The sequence below is a fragment of the Bacillus sp. 2D03 genome, from assembly GCF_003946765.1.
Lineage (GTDB): Bacteria > Bacillota > Bacilli > Bacillales > Bacillaceae_G > Bacillus_A > Bacillus_A cereus.
Map to the genome: position 1 here is coordinate 71,722 of NZ_RPSJ01000010.1, position 20,428 is coordinate 92,149.

The window sequence follows — 20,428 nt, forward strand, 5'->3', positions numbered from 1 at the left end:
TTACATTTTTAGTGTCCCGCTCCATTATTTTACTATTTTTACTTTTTGTCCTGTATTGAGAAAAAAACAAGGTAACGTTCACACATGTATCCATTCCCTGTAAAATTAACGCTTGACTTTCCGTGCATTTTATATCAAAAAAAGATAGATAATAGCAAAATTTCTGCTACATCTATCCTCGTTTTCAACACTATGATTTTAACTTTATAAACGTAACTTCCGGTAATGTTTGCATATGCTGAATAAACTCATTCTTTTCTTCTGACGATATATTTTTCAGTTGCATCCCTACCTTATAAACAGTTTCTGTACTTTGCTGTGAAGCTTCCACCTCATATGAGAGTATTGGGATGCCTTTCACTTGTAGTGTTTCTAATATTTGTTGTACCGCTTCATGTTTATTTACAAACATTTGCACTGTTATATTTTGTGGAAATAAAAATTGCACCTTAAAAATACGACTTACAATTTCTAAACCAATTAAAACGAGAATCGTCGCTCCAATGCCTACTACATACATTCCCGCTCCAATTGCTAATCCTATACCGGCAGTAGCCCATAAACCAGCCGCGGTCGTTAATCCTTTCACCGCCTGCTTTTGAATAATAATTGTGCCTGCACCTAAAAAACCAACTCCACTAACGACTTGTGCTGCAATACGACTTGGGTCTAGAGACATATGCTCCTCAAACACAATATCTGAAAAGGCATATTTCGAAACAACCATTATTAACGCACTTCCTACCGCTACGAGGAAATGAGTCTTTAATCCAGCTTCTTTCGATCGAATTTCTCTTTCAATACCAATCATTGCTCCTAACAAGCCAGCAACACCGATTCGTATAATAAAATCAAAATCTACACTCACGGGCACTTCCCCCTTTCATTCATTATAGATAGATAAAACAAAAATTATCACAAATATCCATTTATCAACATGAAGGAATACTACTAAAATACACTTAATACTCCGACTGTTTTATGTTAATATTTAAAATATTAACATAAAATAAATAACTTCTAATTTTAAACCTCCACTAATTTTCTAAAAAAACAAAGATGGATTACATGAAATTAGGTTGAGAAACTTCAGAAAACGCTTTCATTTTGTATCATAATTTTTTATAAATACTACATAAACAAAGGAGCTTACTAACAATGAACGTCTCATTACTTACGCCTACTACTGATTTACAAGAAGAATACTTAGATTTCTATAACGAATGGAAAGATAGCGGTGAAACAATGATCCCGTGGGTTATCTCAAAAAATCCTGCCAACTTCCCAGCTATGGTTCAAGAACTTCTCGATGCGCATAAAGGAATAAATATCCCTAAAAATTGGGTACCAGACTCTACATATTGGCTTGTTACAGATGAAAATAAAATTGTCGGAGCTGTTAATATACGTCATAGTTTAACCAAACATTTATTTAACGCTGGCGGTCATATCGGTTATGGCATTCGCCCTTCTGAAAGAAGAAAAGGTTATGCTACGAAATTACTAGCATTATCATTAGAAAAAACGAAGGAATTAGACATCACGAAAGTACTTGTCGTTTGCGACGCAGTGAATACCGCTTCTGAAAAAACGATTTTACATAACGGCGGACTTCGTGATGATGATTTCACTGAGGAAGATGGGAATGTAGTAAGAAGATATTGGATTGAGCTATGAATAATCACAAATAAGCGAGAAAGTGATTATACACTTTCTCGCTTATTTTACACTGCTTCTATTTCAAACTGCACTGTAATACCACTTGGATCTACCACCACAAACCCATTTGTAGTTTCATTTATTTCATGTTGTTTTTCTATTAATCTTTCTTTCACTTCATCTAACGCTTCTTTATACGGTAGTACAATCGTATACACTTTTAGCCCAGTTGCATGTACTGGTGGGTGTGGGTTGTTTACTCCGTTCCACGTATTTGCACCAATATGGTGATGATATCCCCCTGCTGAAATAAATAAGCAATCCTCTTCACGCTGTTGTACTTCAAAACCTACTGTTTCCACATAAAATTCATGTGATTTCTCTACATCAGCTATTCGTAAATGTACGTGCCCAACGACAGTATTAGCAGGCAAACCATCAAACTCATAATCAACGAGTGTTGCCAATTCTTTTAAATCAAGTGGTGTACTTCCTCCTGGCCCTTCTCCCCATTGATCGTGCGGACGGTCTGCATAAATTTCAATACCATTCCCCTCTAAATCTTGCAAATAAAAAGCTTCGCTATATGTATGATCACTTGCACTATTAAACCTTGAAATTGGTAAAATTTCATTTGAATATGTATAACGCCCTTCTTGCTCATCCGGGCTGTCAATTACATTTTTATTACGAAGAACCCCAAATAGCGCAGAAGCAAAAGCTTCACGAGTCGGAACTAAAAAGGCTACATGATATATACCAGTCGTACGCGGTTCTTGCAGTACCCTGTCCTCTAACTTTTCAAGAACAAGTAACGCGTTCTTTCCACCTTTTCCAGATAAATATGCTTTATTCCCCTCTTGCTTAATTACCTCTAATCCTACAACATTTTCATAAAAAGCAATTTGACGCTCTAAATCTTTCACTTTAAATTCAATATGACCAATACGTGTTTTCGGATGAATTTGTACCATGAATAACTCCATCTCCTTATCCCTATATTTTTCCATTACATATAACCATTACTATGAAGGATACAACTAAAATCATCCTATGTAAATAAGAAAAGTCAGAATTTACATACATTTTTATTTTCATAATAAAAAAGCCACCTTTTCTAAATTTCAGAAAAGGTGGCTTTATAACTCTTATCTCATTTTATGTACTTCAGCAACTAGTTTTCCACCCTGAATGCCCATATAAAGCTTCACAGGTGCATCATTCGTATTTTCAAATACTAAATCTAAATATGGATATGCAATTGTAGCATCTCTTCCTTGTGGAACATAACCTACCGTTTTAGAATGTGTAGTTCTCTCCACCATTTTCAGGCCAGCTTGATCTGCTGCATTGTATAAAGTTGAAGATGTTTGACAAACACCACCACCATATCCATCTACTAATTTACCATCAACTATTTCTTTCCCTAATTGATATCCTTTATCTGGTGTTGTATCACCGATTAATGAATTAAAAGAGAAACGGTCTCCTTTTGCTAACACAACTCCATTTATGCTCGCTGCTGACAAACGAATATTCTCAATACGGCCACCTGTTGAACCACCTAAGTTCGTTTCATATCTACCAATTACCGTACCATTTCCTTGCGCATCACTTAATGTTGCGACTGGTTTTTTCTCCACGATCGGCAACTGATACGTAGCATCCCACATACCAACGTTTAACAATTTATCTACTAATTCTTTTTCCATTAATTCATAAGAAGGTTTTCCTTCTTGCCAACTTCCATCAGGTGCTATACGTGAAGGAACCATTTTTTTGTCGACGCTTTTTCCAACCTCACCAACAACCTTTGTTACAGACTTTTTAAATTTCGCTTCATCTTCAAAATAGCCTAAACCAGATAAATCTAATTTTTTCACTTCAGTACCAGTTCGACCATCAACTAAACTAATAGTATCCTGTACTTCTGCTTTAGCCTCTACAGTGTGCCCACCAATATCACTTACCAATGCAACATCACTTACTTTTGCACCACAGCCACTCATTATAGCTACACATAACACCCCAACTAATATACCCTTTACTTTACGGAACAATATACTCTCTCCCTTTCCCCAACATCACTATTATGTATTTATTTCATTTTTATGTATGTTTTGTTACAATCATTTTACAATATGTTTATAAAATGTTACAAGTTATTTTTCACTCTATATAAATTACTCTTTTCTTTTATAAATGTCTATACATATTTACATAAAAGTTTGAGTTTGATAGAATTGTAACTTTTATGTAAACTCTCCCTTTTATCCAGTATATACCATTAAACAAAAGAAATACAAATCAAAAACCCTCAAGCTATTTTTTATAAAGTGAAATTGTAATCAGTGGGGGTTTTACGGGCATCCCGACCTTCTTTGTTTCTGCTGAATTTTGACATGGGGGTCTTATTGCCCAGCAAATAGCGGGATAAAGAGAAATCCCGTCAACATAAATAGGTATTTGCCGTGCCACCGCTCCGCTTTTGCACATACATTATGGTGTATTCAACCTATTTTAAAGAAATGGAGGATGTTATTATGTATCCCTACAATCCATATGATCCATATAATCAATATGCGTACCAACAACCACAGTATGACTTACAAACACAATATCAATCTTATATAGATCAAGCAGAGCACACGAATCCATACGACCAAAATAGACAATTCCAACTTCCAATCTCTTTTCCTGGCACTGGAAATCGTCAATTAGAAAGACGCGTAAATGAGCTTGAACAAAGAGTACGTCAACTAGAAAATACAGTTGAGCGCCATACACGTAGACTCAACCGCTTAAACCAACGTTTACGCACAGTAGAAAACAGACTAAATATTCCATTCGCAGCATTAGAAGACGGATTTTAATTGAAAAAATAAAAATTATATAAGGAAGGGGCTCCCCCTTCCTTATATAAATTGACGAAAGTTTTTTCCATCTCTATACTGATAAGAGTTAATGAAATGAAACAAGGTGATAAATATGGATTTTGAAATAAATTATCTTTCCTTTTATGTTGTACAAGTAGAAGGAAAAGGTGAAGCAGTTGATAAACGCTACAAACATTTTCAAACTTTAGACGCTGAAGAATATGAAGATAGCTCCTTAAAAGAATTTTTGAATGGTGAGTTATTAAAAATATCGAAGCGAAAAGTAGAACGTCATGCAAAAACAGAACAAGCCCCAACAAAAATTGGTCGCTTTATTGTAGAAGAAGGGCACGAACTTGATTCAAACCCTCATTACAACCTTTTTAATCGTATTCGCTTTGCAGAAACAAAAGAAAACTTTAAAGATATGAGCGAACCTCTCGTTTATACATATCTTGACACAAGCGCTGTACGTGGTGGTGTATTTTTAATTGCTCAGGCAAAACTACGCAAATACTTTGATGATCCATTCGTATTCGTAATGAAATGCGACTTTGAACCAAAGGTTGCTTCTATTTCTGATGAATCAACACTGATTCGTAACGTTGAAATGGCCATCACAACAAAGAATATGAAATCTATCCAATATCCGTACATGCCTGAAGAAGGGATGGTTGAAGTAGGCGAACTAAAAATTCATCAAGCATCACACGCCCGTTATTTTGAAGACTTCTTAAAATTCGTCGAGTATGAACGCTCTATGCCTGAAATTATGAAAACACAAGTAATGGACATGGTATATGACCAAATTGAAGATGTATTTGAAGAAGGTACGGAAGAACGCGAACAATTCGACCAAGCAATGGAAGTATGGGCTGCCAGTCCGAAACGCGAAATTATGGAACAATTTTCAACCGAAGAAGTAATGGAAGCTACCGCTCAAATCGTTGAGCATGCTCCTGAAGTGGAATTAAAACTAAAAGCCGATCATATCTCTGTGAAGGCGTTGCTTGCGGATTTCGGGGATCAAATACATATTGCGAAGGTAAATGATCGATATGTACTTATGATTGAAGCAGACACACTTACATTTGAAAAAGGCTTCTCTCCTATTGAGTTTCTGAAGCCGGATGAGCTGCAAGATGTGATTGAGCGGATTGAGAATAAGCAGCAGTATTCGTTTGATCCGAGCGGTATTGAATAAAGTGAAACTTTAATCAGTGGGGTTTTGTTCATCCCCCACTAATTATTAACCCTCACCAATCGGGCTTTTACGGGATAAATACTTCCATATAACTGTTGTTACTGGGCGCTTTTAATAAGCGCTCTTTTATTTATATTAAAAACCGACTCTACTAAGAATCGATTTTTCTGCTTTATAATAAAACATGTTTATTTTCAAATTTTTTTGATGCAAGATGACATTTGTTGCAGAATCAAATACATCCCTTCCTTGTTATACAAGCTTATTTCCATTAGAAATATCTACTTCAATATTTCTAGTTGACCAAGTCCTTCTATAAGTTGTTAAGATGCAAAATTCACTTTACTACTTCAAATTTATTGTACTCGTAAAAAGATAATTGAAAACGATATTCCGGATGTTCTCTCACCCAATCGTAGGCTTCTTCTAAAATTTCCATTTTGTTTTGCAAGTCATTAAGTTCACTACATTCGTCCCTTTTCTGTTTGCACAGAGGGCAGAATCCATTCACTATTTCCGCACTCATCGCCCTAATAGTTTTACTTTCTAAATCAACTACTAGACGAAGAATAACAGAATGCTCTTCTTTTGTAGTCACCTTCATTTCAGCAATCCGATCCTCATTCCAAAAGACACCGTTTAATTCCATCTTTACTGTGACATCTTTAATATCCAAGTCTACCACTATCACACCTCCCTTGTACAAAACTCAATCTTACTCTTCTATTTTAAACTTTAATACACCACAACTTAAAGAGATATTAAGTTTTTTCCAATCCTTCTTTACTATGAAAGAAAGTGTAGTTAATGCTAATTGTGTGGTAAATATTATCCAAAAAACTAAAACAGTTAAAATGTTAAAGATTGTTTCCATTAAACTACACTCTTTTCTTTATATATATTTTTATTTTATTAATACGGTTTAAAACTCTTATTACGTCTTAACACTCCCAAAGCAATTATAATGCACCATCACAACAACAAGTTGATGCCTATTTAATATCAATACGCTGTTATTACATGTATGTAGTTAGAGATGGAGGAGAAATTCATTTAACCTCTGTATTCTCCTCCATCTCAGCCAAATACCTAATCTGCCGTTCCGCTTTTCTCACTGCTGTACGAAAATGTTTTTTCAGGAGTTCTACTGTATTTTCACTTATATAATATCTTTCCGTTATACTTTCCCACGTGTCACTACTTTCAAATGTACTCCATTCAAATGGGCGTTCTGTATTTTTCTTTAGTTCTTTAAACACCCATTTTCGCATCTTTTTTTTCGCTTTTTCTGTTAGTTTTCCGTTTTTTACAAGTTCAAGTTCACCATGTCTTTTGTATCGCTTATTAATATCTCTCTCGCTATACACTTTAAGAAGTATATTTGCTGTATTTTCAGCATCTGCTAAAGCACGGTGCTGTTTTCCTTCCCACGTTAAAGCGAGCTGTTCTACCGCAAATTGTAAACTTGGCGTATGTTCAAACAATTCCTCATATGCTTGGAAAACAAATTTTTGCAAATCAATTCTATTTTCTTTTTCTATACTTGGGCATTCAACACCATATAATGTACAATCATGAGATAGAAAGCGATAATCTTCTTTTCCCCATGAAACAAATATAGAACCTTCGCCGATGAACTGAATAAATTTCTCTATAATTCGAGGGAATTTTTCTACACCCATTAAATCTTTTTTCGTAATACCGGTTAATTTTGTTGTATGACGAGTTAATCGTGCACTTGGTTTTACTAACTCCGAAAATTCTTCAATTATCTTCATCGTACCTATTTCTATTTTTACAGCTCCGATATCAACTATTTCTGACGGATCTTCTGATTTATACGGTCTGAAATTCCTCTCAATATCAAACACAATAAAATGTGTAGCGTTTTTCAATTTATTTACCTCTTTCTAAATTCCTTTTCACACAAACACTTTATTTTCAGTATTTATTTATTCATGTACTTTATACAAAAATACTCCGAATAAATAAATGAAAATTCAGTCTCGTTATGATATGTAAGTAGGAGGACATCTATAAAAATGCAAAAAAAAAGAAGGGCGAGCCCTTCTTTTTTCAAAAATTACTTCTTGTTTACGTTAGTAGCTTGAGGTCCACGGTTACCTTGTTCTACTTCGAAAGTAACTTCTTGACCTTCTTCTAAAGTTTTGAAGCCTTCGCCTTGGATAGCTGAGAAATGAACGAATACGTCTTCTCCGCCTTCAACTTCGATGAAACCGAAACCTTTTTCTGAGTTAAACCATTTTACTTTACCGTTTTGCATGAAAAAAATCCTCCTACAATGTACCTATATGTACATATTCATTTTCAACCACCTTACAATAATAAGCCAGATATTAAAAAACTGCAACCCCTGAGGAGATTTAACATTGCTATCCTCCTCGGAAGTTACAGCTCATTTAAATCTCTATATTATTAAAAGTAAAATGGTTTAAATATACTATATCATATCAATATAATAAAAGTAAAGTTTTTTTCTTAAATTATTTTTTGTTCCCACTGCATTGCTTTTAATTCACCTGATCCGGCTACTACATAACCATCTTTTTGATTAACAATGCGCCATCCGTGCCCTTTAACTGAATCACATACTGTAACAATACCTTCTTCAAGAAGCACACGGCACACACTACTAATACCCGCCTTATTTTGCGTTGAAGTTGTATATAAAACATGTTGATCTACACTTAAGTCTAAATAACTACTTGCTTTCTGCTCACTTTGACATGTGTGCCAATATATTTTTTCACTTGCAATACTTTCATCTATTTTACAATAAGAAATATTCCCGCTAACTCCCTTGCACGATCCACTTGCCGCTACTAAATAAGAATTGTGTAAAGTCAACGCGGAGATCATTTGATTCATCGCAATTTTAATCCTCTTTAATTTACGTGTCTTCAAATCAAAGAGCCAAACACCACCATATTTAGCATGTATTTTCGTACCAATAAATAAGTAATGTTTATATAAAAATAACGATCGAATAGACGGTGCCGCACTGCCATACTCAAGAAACGGATGAATAGTTTCCCATGTCGAACCGAAATTATTAGAAAGATACAGCATTTTTTCTCCATGAGCAACAACAGTTCCTTGTACATTGCTACATACATTCCAACTCGTTGCTTTTGTTGGAAAACGCTGAATTGTCCAGTTCTCTCCACCATTCATACTACGAATAAAAATCCCTTCGTCACCTACACCATAAACTACATTATCTTCGCTATGTAAATCCCTAATTCGTTTTTGAAAACCATTTAAAATTCGTTTCCATTCTCCGTCTTGTTCAACAAATAAGCCATTATATGTAGTAGCTAACAACAGTTTTCCATCTCTTAACTTTGTAATAGCAGTTGCACTTAACATTGTCTCCACGTTGACACTCCCATTCTTAGAACTTCTCAGCAAATGCAATTGCAAAATTACTGCATTTTTCAACATCCTCTTCATCTTCTGGAGCTAATTCAATTTTCAGCCCTTCTTGTACAAGCTCTGCACCGCGTTCCACAAGACGTTCTTCAAATATCGTTACCGCTTCACAAAACAGTTCATACGCCGTATCACCCGATCCGAATACCGCTACCTTTTTCCCAGCTAAATCTATATTTTCTAAGTCATCATGAAAATCTTCCGCTTCAAATGGTAATTCACCATCGCCCCACGTATAAGATCCTAAAATGATTCCATCATAAGCTAATAATTCTTCAGCATCCATGCCTTCCATTTCTTGCAATACTACTTCATGATCAAAAGCATCTAAACTAACTTTAATTAAATCAGCAATACTCTCTGTATTTCCTGACATACTTGCATAAGCTATTAAAATTTTTGCCACTTTGGCATCCCCCTCTAACAATAAATGATTCTCATTCTCATTATATTAATAATGATAATCAATTTCAATTGATTTTTTCTACTTTTATTTACATTTCACATTACTTATTTCAAATAAAGTGAAACTTTAATCAGCGGGGTATTCATCCCCCACCTAACTTCTTTGTTTCCGCTGAATTTTGAGGCGGGGGTCTTACTGCCCGGCAAATAGCGGGATAAAGTGAAAGTTTAATGAGTCCTCACCAATCAAGCTTTTTCAGACAGCCCACAAAGAGCGGAATAAATAAAAAAGCACAGATGACTATACAATCATCTGTGCTTTTTTATTACTTTTTAAAAATACCAAACGGCTTTCCAACTGGTAAAACAACTTTTCCGAAGTGTGTGTTTAACACTGCTGCTGCTGAACCGTAGAAAGATAACAATGAAATAAGAAGTTCAGAATATGCTGCTAAATTATGCATTGCGTGCGGCATAACACCTAAAGTACTTAATGAAAGACCAATAAATAAGAAATCAATAAGGACGAAGATCATAAATAATACTTTATGTGTTTCCATTGCACCAATCGTCATAAAGATTGTGAAAATCAAATATCCGATAAAGGCTACACCAAGCTGTTTTGAATCTGCAGCTTGTGCTAATTTTTCGCCAAATACTCCAAGTTGAATTAACCAAGTCATTCCAACACCTAACCAAAATAGGCCGTACGCACCAAATGCTGTCGTACCGAATGTATTGTTATGCTTTGCATCGTGAATGCAAGCAAAGATTTGTGCGAATCCTCCTAAAAAGATTGCCCATGGTAATACAAGTGAAACGCCATCTGTTAAGCCTAACTTTTGAGATGATGCTACAAGTGTTACCATCGCTAATCCAAATAGACCAATTCCAGATGGATCCGCTGTTGTCATTTTCACATGATGTGTAGTAGTTTGATTGCTCATATAAACCTCCTGATTATAAACATACTCGAATACAATACTTAAATCAGAAGCCTATGTCAATGGTTTTTTTTGTATGTTGTCAGACGTTATATTTTATAATGACTAAATATATTTTCGACCACTTCATAAGGTTTTATATTCACTTTTTCCAACTCGTTTATCGGTAGCCATAACGGAATATAACTTCCTCTATCTTCCCACTGAAATTCCTCAGCTGTTCCGCTTCCGAACACTCCGCCTGTAATATAGGCAGCATAATAATATTCATTTCCTTTATATTTTACCTTTGCAATAAGGTGCTCCACTTTTATATGTACCCCTAATTCTTCGTATACCTCTCTTTTCATTGCTTCTTCAGGCGTTTCACCTTCCTCAATCCCTCCGCCCGGAAAAACATAATATGTTTCCTCTTCTCGAATACGTTTTATAAGAGCGATTTTTCCTTCCTGTACAATGATAGCCGCCCCGCGATTTCTTATCATTTTATTACCTCAATACAAATCGCAACTGTTCCCCACTCTTTTTCTTGTTCTTTCGTATATATTTTGTATGTACTTTCTAACATTTCCTCTAAACTATCATTTTCACAATCCAATAATTTTTTATCGATTTGTTCATACATAGCTTTAAAGCTCTCGTATCGCTTTATTTCCGTTACTTTTACCGTCATCATTTCTTTTGTCGTAAGATTCGTAAATACGATTTCATCACCTTTGTTTATTAGTTGACGTTTTTCATCGTATAGGCGTACTTCATATACTTTTTTTCCTGATTGAATTGACTGAAACGGTTTATTATATAAACCCATTTCGTATCGCATACATCCCACTCCCTTTTGTTCATTTCACCTATTAATACAGTTCACATTACTACATCTTGCATATAATATTCCATACGTATCACTTAATTGAGAAAGGAGGCTGAAGAAGCATGTTATATTTAAATCAAAAACCTGAATATAATAAATATGATATTGGTGATTATACTTATAGTAAAGTAGGGCCAACCATTTTTTCTTGGAACGATGAAACAAAATTAAAAATAGGTAAGTTTTGTTCATTAGCAGAAGAAGTCGTTTTCATACTTGGCGGTGAACATCGCGCAGACTGGATAACAACTTATCCATTTAATGCACTTTTTGATGAAGGAGCACATATTACTGGTCACCCTTCTTCAAAAGGTGATATCGTAGTCGGCAATGATGTATGGATTGGTTATCAATCCTGCATTTTATCTGGTGTTACAATTGGTAACGGTGCCATTATTGGTGCAAAAAGTATTGTTACAAAAGACGTCCCTCCATATGCAATTGTGGCTGGTAATCCTGCAAAATTTGTTCGATATCGTTTCCCACAAGAAACGATTGACAAACTAGAGAATCTCGCATGGTGGGACTGGGACATTTCTGTTATAAAAGGAGCCATTCCATTACTACTCTCCGACAAAATCGACGAATTTTTCACCTCACCCGAAAAAGAATCTACATGATCAATACAGAAAGAGCATCCTTTTTTCCGGATGCTCTTTCTGTATTTATTTTTTATTTATTTGCAAATGATTACACGAAGAACATTGAAAAGGAATTTTCCTTAAGCAATTAAGATTCGTTTCGCAAATTTGTTCTATCGTTGGAACAAATGGAATGACAACTATGTTACTTTCTACCATTTGTGTAACAGGTGGCAATACTGTGCCTACTTGATGTTCGAAACGAATACTCGCTTGATTTATATAATTTCCTGAACCATTTGGCGCGCTCTGCACTACTACTTGGAACGAAACTGTCCGTGCTTCACCTGGATTTAAATTTCCTATAATAAAACCTGATACTGGGTTTACATTTGGCACTAGCGTATTATCAATCGTTACAGTTCCAAGGACAAATTGAACACTACTATCTAACATATCTTGAAAACGAATATTTTGTATTGCTGTATCCCCCGTATTTGTAATAACTGTCGTAAACGTAATAACATCGCCAATTGTTGCTGCCTGTAAATTTGCCGTTTTTACGACTGTCGTTGAGACATTTTGAGGAATAAACGGGATAACAACTGTATTGCTATCACCTTCAACTACTACTGGCGGCTCATTCGGATTTACAGTTGCGAGCCCATTTGCTATAGCAGTATTTGTAACTAAATTATTTATTTGTCCTCCTGTTATTACAACTTGGAAATTAATAATTGCTGCGTCATTTGGCTGAAAATCACCTAACGGAATACCAGTATTCGGGTTAGCGAATGGAAAAGGTACATCATTTACCGTTACCGTGCCATTTATAAATAGCGTATTCGGATCAATGATATCTGTTAACACAATGTTGGTCACAGGGACTGTACTATCATTTATAACAGCGATTCCGTAAGTGACAACATCCCCTATCATTGCTACTTCAAAGTTTGCTCCTTTTGCAACAAATAAGATTGCAGTATTTACCGTCACTATAACTGTATTGCTCGTATCCATCACTGTAACTGGCGGCTCCCCTGGTACTAAAATATATTCTGCTAACGCCCCAGCAACGTTCACTACTGTACCACCATCTGGAAAGCTCGTAATCGTAGCTTCATATGTTACAATCGCCGTCTCACCGACTGGAATGTCTACAATCGTAAATCCAACCTGCGGATTTACTCCCGGACGAGCTACTCCATTTACAGTTACACTATTTGGTACAAAAACAGCTTCCGGAGATAGGACATCAATAAATTGAATATTCATCGCATCAGCAGTACCAGTATTTAATATTCGAACCGTATACTTTACTGTTTCTCCTACTCCAACAATTGAATGATCTACTTCTTTTTGCATATCTAAACTGCCTCTATTTACTGGTGTGACTGTCGTATTACTTGAATTCGTAATTGTAAACGGAGGTTCTCCTGGAATTAATTCAAAATCACCCGTTACTCTTGCTGTATTCATAATGCTACTAGAAGGCGGAACTGCGATTACATTTACTTCAAATGTAATTAATACGCTATCCCCTACTGCAAGATTAGGCAATACAAAGCCTACAAATGGATCTAAACCTACTTGCGGAATCCCATTTATTTGTACACTTCCAGGAACGAATTCTAAACTAGGTGATGGAACATCGATAAACTGAACATTCGTTGCTGTTACCGTTCCCGTATTTGTAACTTGCACACTATACGTTAACGTATCTCCTAATCGTGTCGCTTCTTTATTTACAGATTTTATAACGCTGAATCGTCCTCTATTCACTCTAGTTATCGTCGTATTACTCAGCTCTGTTACTACAACCGGTGGCTCTCCTGGCACTAAAGTAAAGCTTCCTGTTATATTTGCAACGTTCGTAATTGTTCCTGATGACGGGATGTTTGTAACTGTCGCTTGAAACGTCACTATAACTGTTTCACCTACCGGTATATCTCCAACTCCAAATCCAGTAATCGGATTTAAGTTTGGTTGCGGGGCTCCATTTATCGTTACACTATTTGATACAAATGACGCACCTGTTGAAATCGTATCAATAAACTGAACATTGTTAGCTGTTACTGTTCCTGTATTCGTTATTTGGACCGTATACGTTAATATATCTCCAACGAGAGTAGCAACCCTATTTACTTGTTTAATAACATTAAATTGCCCTCTATTTACAGTTGTAAGTGTTGTATTGCTCGATTGGTTTACTATAACTGGTGGTTCTCCTGGTACTAATACAAAACTTCCCGTTACATTTGCCGTATTGGCAATTGTTCCGTTTGTCGGCACACTAACAACAGTTACTTGGAATGTGACTTCTACACTTTCACCTGGATTTATATCTGGAAGCGGGAATCCATTATTCGGATTGAATCCAGGTTGTAACACACCGTCTATCATTACACTGTTCGGCACGAATGCTATAGAGGAAGGTAATACATCACTATATTGAACATTTGTCGCTATCACTGTTCCTGTATTTTGAACTACTGTTGTATATGTGATTGTATCGCCTACTGCAACAACCGGCTGACTTACTGATTTTAAAACATTCAAACCAGATTCATTGATTTCTGTTAATGTCGTATTACTTGTCGTTGTTTCCGTAATAGGCGGTTCTGTTTCACTTACAGCAAATGTAGCTGTAACGTCTACAAAATTAACAATCGTTCCACCTTCTGGTATGCTTGTAACCACTTCCTGATATGTGACAAGTACAAAATCATCGACAGGTATATCTGGAACTGTAAAACCAATGAAAGGATCTAATCCTGGTGCTGGTACCCCGTTTATGCTCACACTTCCTGGTACAAATGCTACACCCGCGGAAGTAGTATCGATAAATTGAACATTCGTCGCTGGCACTGTTCCGAAATTAAAAATCAATACATCATACGTTAATATTTCTCCTACCGTCGCTACTTCTTTATCTACTAGTTTCAATGGAAAAATAAACGCTATATTAATTGTCGTAACGACTAAATTTGTTAATATCGTTTCCGTAATCGGTGGTTCCTGCGGATTTGGTTGTGAAGTAAATGTAACATCTGCATCATTTAATATGACTTCATTATCTGGAATTTCTGTAATCGTCACTTGGAATGTGACCTCAATACTTCCACCAGCGATTAATAATGGAGTAACTGTAAATCCTATTTCTGGATTTAATCCTGGTTGCTGCACTCCACCTATCGTTACACTATTGTCAACAAACGTCGTCCCTTCTGGAATGACATCTTGGAAGAGTACATCTGTAACAGGGATAATTCCTACATTCGTTATTAGCACTGTATACGTTAATACATCCCCGACAGCCCCAGTTGCAACATCAACTGTTTTTGTTGCTGTTACTTCACCAGGAGGAGGTAACGGTATTGTAACTACCGTTGTATTACTTGAATTCGTTGTTGTTACAGGTGGTTGTAAAGGATTCAATAAGAAAGTGGCTGTAGCAGATGCTGTATTTAATACTGCTCCACGTGTAGACGGTGCAACTACCGTAACTTGGAACGTTACTGTCAATGATGTTCCAGCTGCAATATTAGGAAGCGGGAAACCAATATTTGGATCAAATCCAGGTTGAGGCGTTCCATTTATCGTTACACTATTTGCTACAAATGTTGTTTCTAAAGCAATTGGATCAAGGAAAGAGACATTCGTTGCTGTTACTGTACCGTTATTTCGAATGACAACAGAATACGTGTAAGTTTCTCCAAGTGCTGCTTGTTGTACAGATGAAGATTTTTGTATATTTAACTGTGCTGTGTTTACTTGCGTCACTACAAAATTACTATTTGTAACAGTCGTTATTGGAGGGTTTGCTGGATTTATAAGAAAACTTGCAGTAACGTTCGATTGGTTTCTTATATTTCCACCGCTCGGAATACTCGTCACTGTAACTTGAAACGTAATCGTAGATGTTTGCCCGACCGGAATATTTGGTACTGGGAAACCTGCCATAGGATCCGCACCTTGCTGAACGACTCCATTTATCGTCACACTATTTGCTACAAAGGCAGTACCAGACGGAATTGGATCTTGAAAAACAATATTCGTTGCAGGAACAGTTCCTGTATTTTGAATAAGAATCGTATACGTTAACGTATCTCCTACACCGGCTTGTGGTGTATTTACACTCTTCATTACATTAAGTGATCCTACATTCACTCGCGTCACGACAATATTACTAATCGTTACAATTGTAATTGGTGGCTGGAGAGGACTTACTTGGAAATCAGCAGTGACATTCGCATTATTCGGAAGAACTCTATTTGGTGGTATACTCGTGATTGTCACTTGAAAAGTGACCGTCACCATACCTCCTACTGGAATATTAGCAAGTGGAAATCCAGTTGTCGGGTTTAAACCTGGTTGAGGTGTCCCGTTTATTGTTACACTATTCGCTACAAAAGTGGTTCCAACTGGAATCGGATCAAGGAATGATACATTTGTCGCTGCCACCGTTCCACTATTTTGTATACGGACTGTATACGTTAACGTATCTCCTACACCGGCTTCAGTAGCACTTACACTTTTCATTACATTTAACCCTGAAGAATTCACGACCGTCATAACAGTATTACTTGGTACTGTTACAGTAATCGGTGGCTCTGTTGGATTTACAAGGAAATCTCCAGTTACATTCGCATTATTTACGACATTATTTCCTTGGGGAATTTCATCAATTAATACTTCAAACGTAACAATAACACTGGCGCCAGTAGGCAAATCATTTAATGGGAATCCAAGTCCTGGATCTGCCCCCTCTTGTAAAACACCATTAACCAATACACTATTTTCAATAAATAATGTCCCTTGTGGAATTGAATCTTGAAAAAATACATTTGTAGCTGGTACACTACCTGCATTTATAACTTCGATTGTATATACTAAAACATCTCCTACCGTCGCAACATCTGTATTCACTGATTTCACAACTTCAAAGTTTCCTGATTGTACTGTCGTATTCACAACATTACTCGGAACATTAATTGTCACTGGTGGTTCACTCGGATTCACTTGAAAGCTTGCTGTTACATTCGCTTGATTTAAAATATCTTCATTTTCTGGATCCTGTACAATTAACACGTCAAATGTGACTACAACTGTTTGAGCCGCAGGAATATTCGGAAGAGAAAATCCTGTATTCGGATTTAGTCCACTTTGCTGTACTCCATTAATTGTTACAGAATTTGCAACAAATGAAACAGCAGAAGAAATAGGGTCTTGGAAAAATACATTTGTTAACGGAACGTTCCCTGTATTTTGGACGGCAATTGTGTATGTTAAAGTATCCCCTACTGCTGCTTGCATTGTATTCACTTCTTTTATTACATTCAAACCACCTGTATTAACTTGTGTCACAACTGTATTCGTTAGTCTATTAATTGTTATCGGTGGCTGATTTGGAATAACGACAAAATTAGCAGACACATTTCCGCGATTCGGAATCGTACCTCCTGACGGCGTAGATGTTACTCGTACTTGAAATGTAACAGTCCTACTTCCGCCAGGAGATATATTAGCTACCGTAAACCCACTCGCTGGATTTGCCCCAGGTTGTGAAACCCCGTCCACAGTCACACTATTTGCGATAAAAGTCGTTCCAATTGGGATTGGGTCTTGAAAAATAACGTTCGTTGCAAGTACATTTCCTGTATTTTGAATTGTTACCGTGTACGTAAGAACGTCGTTAACCGTTGCAAAAGCTTTATCCACTGTTTTTCTCATTGTTATATCAGCTATATTAATTGTCGTAACTACAGTATTACTTGTCGCTTGCCCTGAAACTGGTTGTTGACCAGGCACTGGAGTAAAGGTAAATGTTGCACTTGCACGGTTTGGAATTGGATTGACAAGAGGGTTCGATGTTACTCGAACTTGAAAGCGCACTACAGTCGTTTGCGAAGCATTAATACTTCCTAGATTAATACTACTTGCTGGATTCGCTCCTGGACGCGCTACTCCATTTACTGTAACGCTATTTGCGACAAATGTTGTTCCAGCAGGGATACTATCAACAAAAATAACATTGTTCGCAGTGACGTTTCCATTATTTGTGACATTAACTGTGTACGTTAATACATCATTAAGCGTTGCCGTCTGTAAATCTACAGATTTCTGCATACTTATGGTTGCTTGATTCACTGTCGTTTGTACTGTGTTTGAAGAAGACGTACTTGTAATAGGAGGACTACCAACGAAAGGACGGAATTGATATGACACCATTGCACGATTTAAAATAGGATTGGGATTCGGGAATGATGTTATTCGAACTTGAAATGTAACAATTCTTTGCGTGTTATTTGGGATTGTACCTAAATTAATTCCATTAGCTGGGTTTGCATTCGGCTGTGTTACTCCCTCTACCGTAACACTACCTGCAACAAACGTCGTTCCGTTCGGAATACTATCACGTAATACAACGTTTTCTGCACTTCCTGTTCCTGTATTTGGGACCGTAATCGTATAAGTGAGAGTATCCCCTACCCCTGCGACTGTTCTATTAACTGATTTAACAGGATTAATAATTGGACCTGTTGCATCAATTTGAACACCAAAACCAGCTGCAGCGTATCCATCTCCATTTGTAACGAAGCGAACAGTTGCTGACGTTTGATTATTTACTAATGATGCAGAGGCATTTACATTCGTAATATCCCACCCTTGTCTTCGGATCGCTAAAGCTATCCCTAACGGCTGATTCAAATTTCCAAATGTCCCGGTTGTATCTAACTCTCCAATGTCATTACAAATTTGAGACTGGAAGAAATTATTCGCAGGGTTTCTCGGTCCGAATAATGCAACTGTAGCATTTGCATTCGGTCCAAAGCGAAGTTGATCTCCAACAATGTTAGAATCGCCTTCTTGAGCAGTTACGAGTACTCTTCCTGTAACAGCTCCTGTTGCCGGCGTAGCAAATCCTGAAATAGTAGCATCAACTGGTGGTGATGAAGCATCAATAATTTCTTGGCCTGCATATACTGACAAATTTCGAAGTGGTAAACTTGCATTTTGATACACAACCTCAAGCGTCCATCCAGCTGAACGACTGATTGTCGGGTCGGCTGAAGTTCTGGCAGCAGGCACAGCACCCGTTGTATATGTGCCTGCCCCACCTGCACTAACAAGATTCGTTACATTGGCAGAGCGAGCATAATAAAACTGATTTCCTACTGAACCTTGCTGCGCGGTAGCAGGATCTGGCGTAACAGAAAACGTCCCTGCTGGCGTTGTAAATGTAATGTTATCATTTAAAAATGGTAAAACATCTTCCGTATCAGTCCGGAAAGTACCAGCCCAAACTAATTCTGCATATAACACACTGCTTCCCGCTGGAAGATTTAAAATTGCACTTGAAGAATTCAATTGCCATTCATCTGTTGTCCCTGCTGGGAATCCTGGTACTTGCAATGCTGTATTTACTGTCGTAAACACAGCAAGTGTACCAAAAATATTACCTGGTGCAGGTGATGTAGGGCTAAGTCCCAGCGTATTCCCAGTAAACGTGACGGCACCAGGTACCGTTGTCGTAAAACGATTTATAAAAGGCACACAATCATCTCATTTCATTTATAGTAAAAAGTGCTCTATACTATAAAATGTAGACAACCTATGTGATGTACGTTGTCCAACAAAATTCCGCACATATGAGAGGAGTTTATAAAACTATGCGCTACGTTATCATAACAGGAACTTCACAAGGTTTAGGTGAGGCAATCGCTACGCAATTATTAGAAGAAAATACAACTGTCATCTCTATTTCTAGAAGAGAAAATAAAGAGCTTACTAAACTTGCAGAGCAATATAATAGCAATTGTGTTTTCCACTCCTTAGATCTTCAAGATGTACATAATTTAGAAACGAACTTTAACAAAATCATTTCATCTATTCAAGAAGACAGTGTATCTTCTATTCATTTAATTAATAATGCGGGTACAGTTGCTCCTATGAAGCCAATTGAAAAAGCAGAAAGCGAACAATTCATTACGAACGTTCACATTAATTTACTTGCTCCTATGATTCTTACATCTACGTTTATGAAACATACGAAAGACTGGAAAGTAGATAAACGCGTTATTAACATTTCATCTGGTGCAGGAAAAAATCCTTATTTCGGATGGGGCGCTTATTGTACAACGAAAGCTGGTGTAAATATGTTTACACAGTGCGTAGCAACTGAAGAAGTGGAAAAAGAATATCCAGTAAAAATCGTCGCTTTTGCACCTGGCGTTGTTGATACAAATATGCAATCACAAATTCGTGAAACAAATAAAGAAGATTTCATAAATTTGGACCGCTTCATTGCATTAAAAGAAGAAGGAAAACTATTATCACCTGAATATGTTGCGAAAGCTATTCGTAACTTACTAGAAACTGAGGACTTTCCTCAAGGCGAGGTTATTAGAATTGATGAATAACAAAAAGGCGTG

General features: G+C 36.7%; 17 protein-coding genes. 5 read left to right on the forward strand and 12 right to left on the reverse strand.

What is annotated here, in order from left to right; translation table 11 throughout:
- Positions 1–190: 190 nt before the first annotated feature.
- A complete protein-coding gene (locus EBQ15_RS21270; protein WP_000109721.1) occupies positions 191–868 on the reverse strand; it encodes an MgtC/SapB family protein in 678 nt (225 codons plus the stop codon).
- Positions 869–1,158: 290 nt separating this feature from the next.
- Between EBQ15_RS21270 and EBQ15_RS21275 the strand changes: the two genes are divergently transcribed.
- Positions 1,159–1,677: a GNAT family N-acetyltransferase gene (locus EBQ15_RS21275; RefSeq protein ID WP_001103116.1), complete on the forward strand. Its 519-nt coding sequence runs from the start codon at positions 1,159–1,161 to the stop codon at positions 1,675–1,677.
- A 47-nt stretch (positions 1,678–1,724) separates the two neighbouring features.
- Here EBQ15_RS21275 and EBQ15_RS21280 read toward each other — a convergent pair whose 3' ends face one another.
- Positions 1,725–2,633: a VOC family protein gene (locus tag EBQ15_RS21280; protein ID WP_000249857.1), complete on the reverse strand. Its 909-nt coding sequence runs from the start codon at positions 2,631–2,633 to the stop codon at positions 1,725–1,727.
- Between the two features lie 174 nt (positions 2,634–2,807).
- On the reverse strand, positions 2,808–3,719 hold the full coding sequence (locus EBQ15_RS21285) for a VanW family protein (protein WP_000488971.1): 912 nt from the start codon (positions 3,717–3,719) through the stop codon (positions 2,808–2,810).
- A 483-nt stretch (positions 3,720–4,202) separates the two neighbouring features.
- Here EBQ15_RS21285 and EBQ15_RS21290 point away from each other — a divergent pair, with 483 nt between their 5' ends.
- A complete protein-coding gene (locus EBQ15_RS21290; RefSeq protein WP_000283715.1) occupies positions 4,203–4,532 on the forward strand; it encodes a hypothetical protein in 330 nt (109 codons plus the stop codon).
- Positions 4,533–4,647: 115 nt separating this feature from the next.
- A complete protein-coding gene (locus EBQ15_RS21295; protein ID WP_000345046.1) occupies positions 4,648–5,739 on the forward strand; it encodes a DUF3900 domain-containing protein in 1,092 nt (363 codons plus the stop codon).
- Between the two features lie 337 nt (positions 5,740–6,076).
- On the opposite strand, the gene EBQ15_RS21300 is transcribed toward EBQ15_RS21295, so the two are convergent.
- The 8 genes from EBQ15_RS21300 to EBQ15_RS21335 form a co-directional block, all read right to left on the reverse strand.
- Positions 6,077–6,424: a hypothetical protein gene (locus EBQ15_RS21300; RefSeq protein WP_000227981.1), complete on the reverse strand. Its 348-nt coding sequence runs from the start codon at positions 6,422–6,424 to the stop codon at positions 6,077–6,079.
- A gap of 364 nt (positions 6,425–6,788) precedes the next feature.
- Positions 6,789–7,634, reverse strand: a complete 846-nt coding sequence (locus EBQ15_RS21305; protein WP_000786421.1) for an exonuclease — start codon at positions 7,632–7,634, stop codon at positions 6,789–6,791.
- A gap of 188 nt (positions 7,635–7,822) precedes the next feature.
- Positions 7,823–8,023, reverse strand: coding sequence for a cold shock-like protein CspB (gene cspB / locus EBQ15_RS21310; protein WP_001179150.1), 201 nt, complete (start codon positions 8,021–8,023; stop codon positions 7,823–7,825).
- A 215-nt stretch (positions 8,024–8,238) separates the two neighbouring features.
- Positions 8,239–9,138, reverse strand: a complete 900-nt coding sequence (locus EBQ15_RS21315) for a WD40/YVTN/BNR-like repeat-containing protein (protein ID WP_000449494.1) — start codon at positions 9,136–9,138, stop codon at positions 8,239–8,241.
- Between the two features lie 16 nt (positions 9,139–9,154).
- Positions 9,155–9,598: a flavodoxin gene (locus EBQ15_RS21320; RefSeq protein ID WP_001062752.1), complete on the reverse strand. Its 444-nt coding sequence runs from the start codon at positions 9,596–9,598 to the stop codon at positions 9,155–9,157.
- 325 nt (positions 9,599–9,923) lie between these two features.
- Positions 9,924–10,544 carry an acetate uptake transporter gene (locus EBQ15_RS21325; RefSeq protein ID WP_000070938.1) on the reverse strand — a complete coding sequence of 207 codons (621 nt, stop codon included), beginning with the start codon at positions 10,542–10,544 and terminating at the stop codon, positions 9,924–9,926.
- An 86-nt stretch (positions 10,545–10,630) separates the two neighbouring features.
- On the reverse strand, positions 10,631–11,026 hold the full coding sequence (locus EBQ15_RS21330) for an NUDIX hydrolase (protein WP_000620826.1): 396 nt from the start codon (positions 11,024–11,026) through the stop codon (positions 10,631–10,633).
- Entirely contained in the window at positions 11,023–11,364 is a 342-nt protein-coding gene (locus tag EBQ15_RS21335; protein WP_001268347.1) for an ASCH domain-containing protein, read from the reverse strand. The genes EBQ15_RS21330 and EBQ15_RS21335 overlap by 4 nt, the downstream gene beginning before the upstream one ends.
- 110 nt (positions 11,365–11,474) lie before the next feature.
- Here EBQ15_RS21335 and EBQ15_RS21340 point away from each other — a divergent pair, with 110 nt between their 5' ends.
- On the forward strand, positions 11,475–12,032 hold the full coding sequence (locus EBQ15_RS21340) for a CatB-related O-acetyltransferase (RefSeq protein ID WP_000966300.1): 558 nt from the start codon (positions 11,475–11,477) through the stop codon (positions 12,030–12,032).
- A 45-nt stretch (positions 12,033–12,077) separates the two neighbouring features.
- On the opposite strand, the gene EBQ15_RS21345 is transcribed toward EBQ15_RS21340, so the two are convergent.
- Positions 12,078–19,550: a DUF7507 domain-containing protein gene (locus tag EBQ15_RS21345; RefSeq protein WP_001115922.1), complete on the reverse strand. Its 7,473-nt coding sequence runs from the start codon at positions 19,548–19,550 to the stop codon at positions 12,078–12,080.
- 116 nt (positions 19,551–19,666) lie between these two features.
- Here EBQ15_RS21345 and EBQ15_RS21350 point away from each other — a divergent pair, with 116 nt between their 5' ends.
- Positions 19,667–20,416, forward strand: a complete 750-nt coding sequence (locus EBQ15_RS21350) for a (S)-benzoin forming benzil reductase (RefSeq protein WP_001271046.1) — start codon at positions 19,667–19,669, stop codon at positions 20,414–20,416.
- The last annotated feature ends 12 nt before the right edge of the window (positions 20,417–20,428 follow it).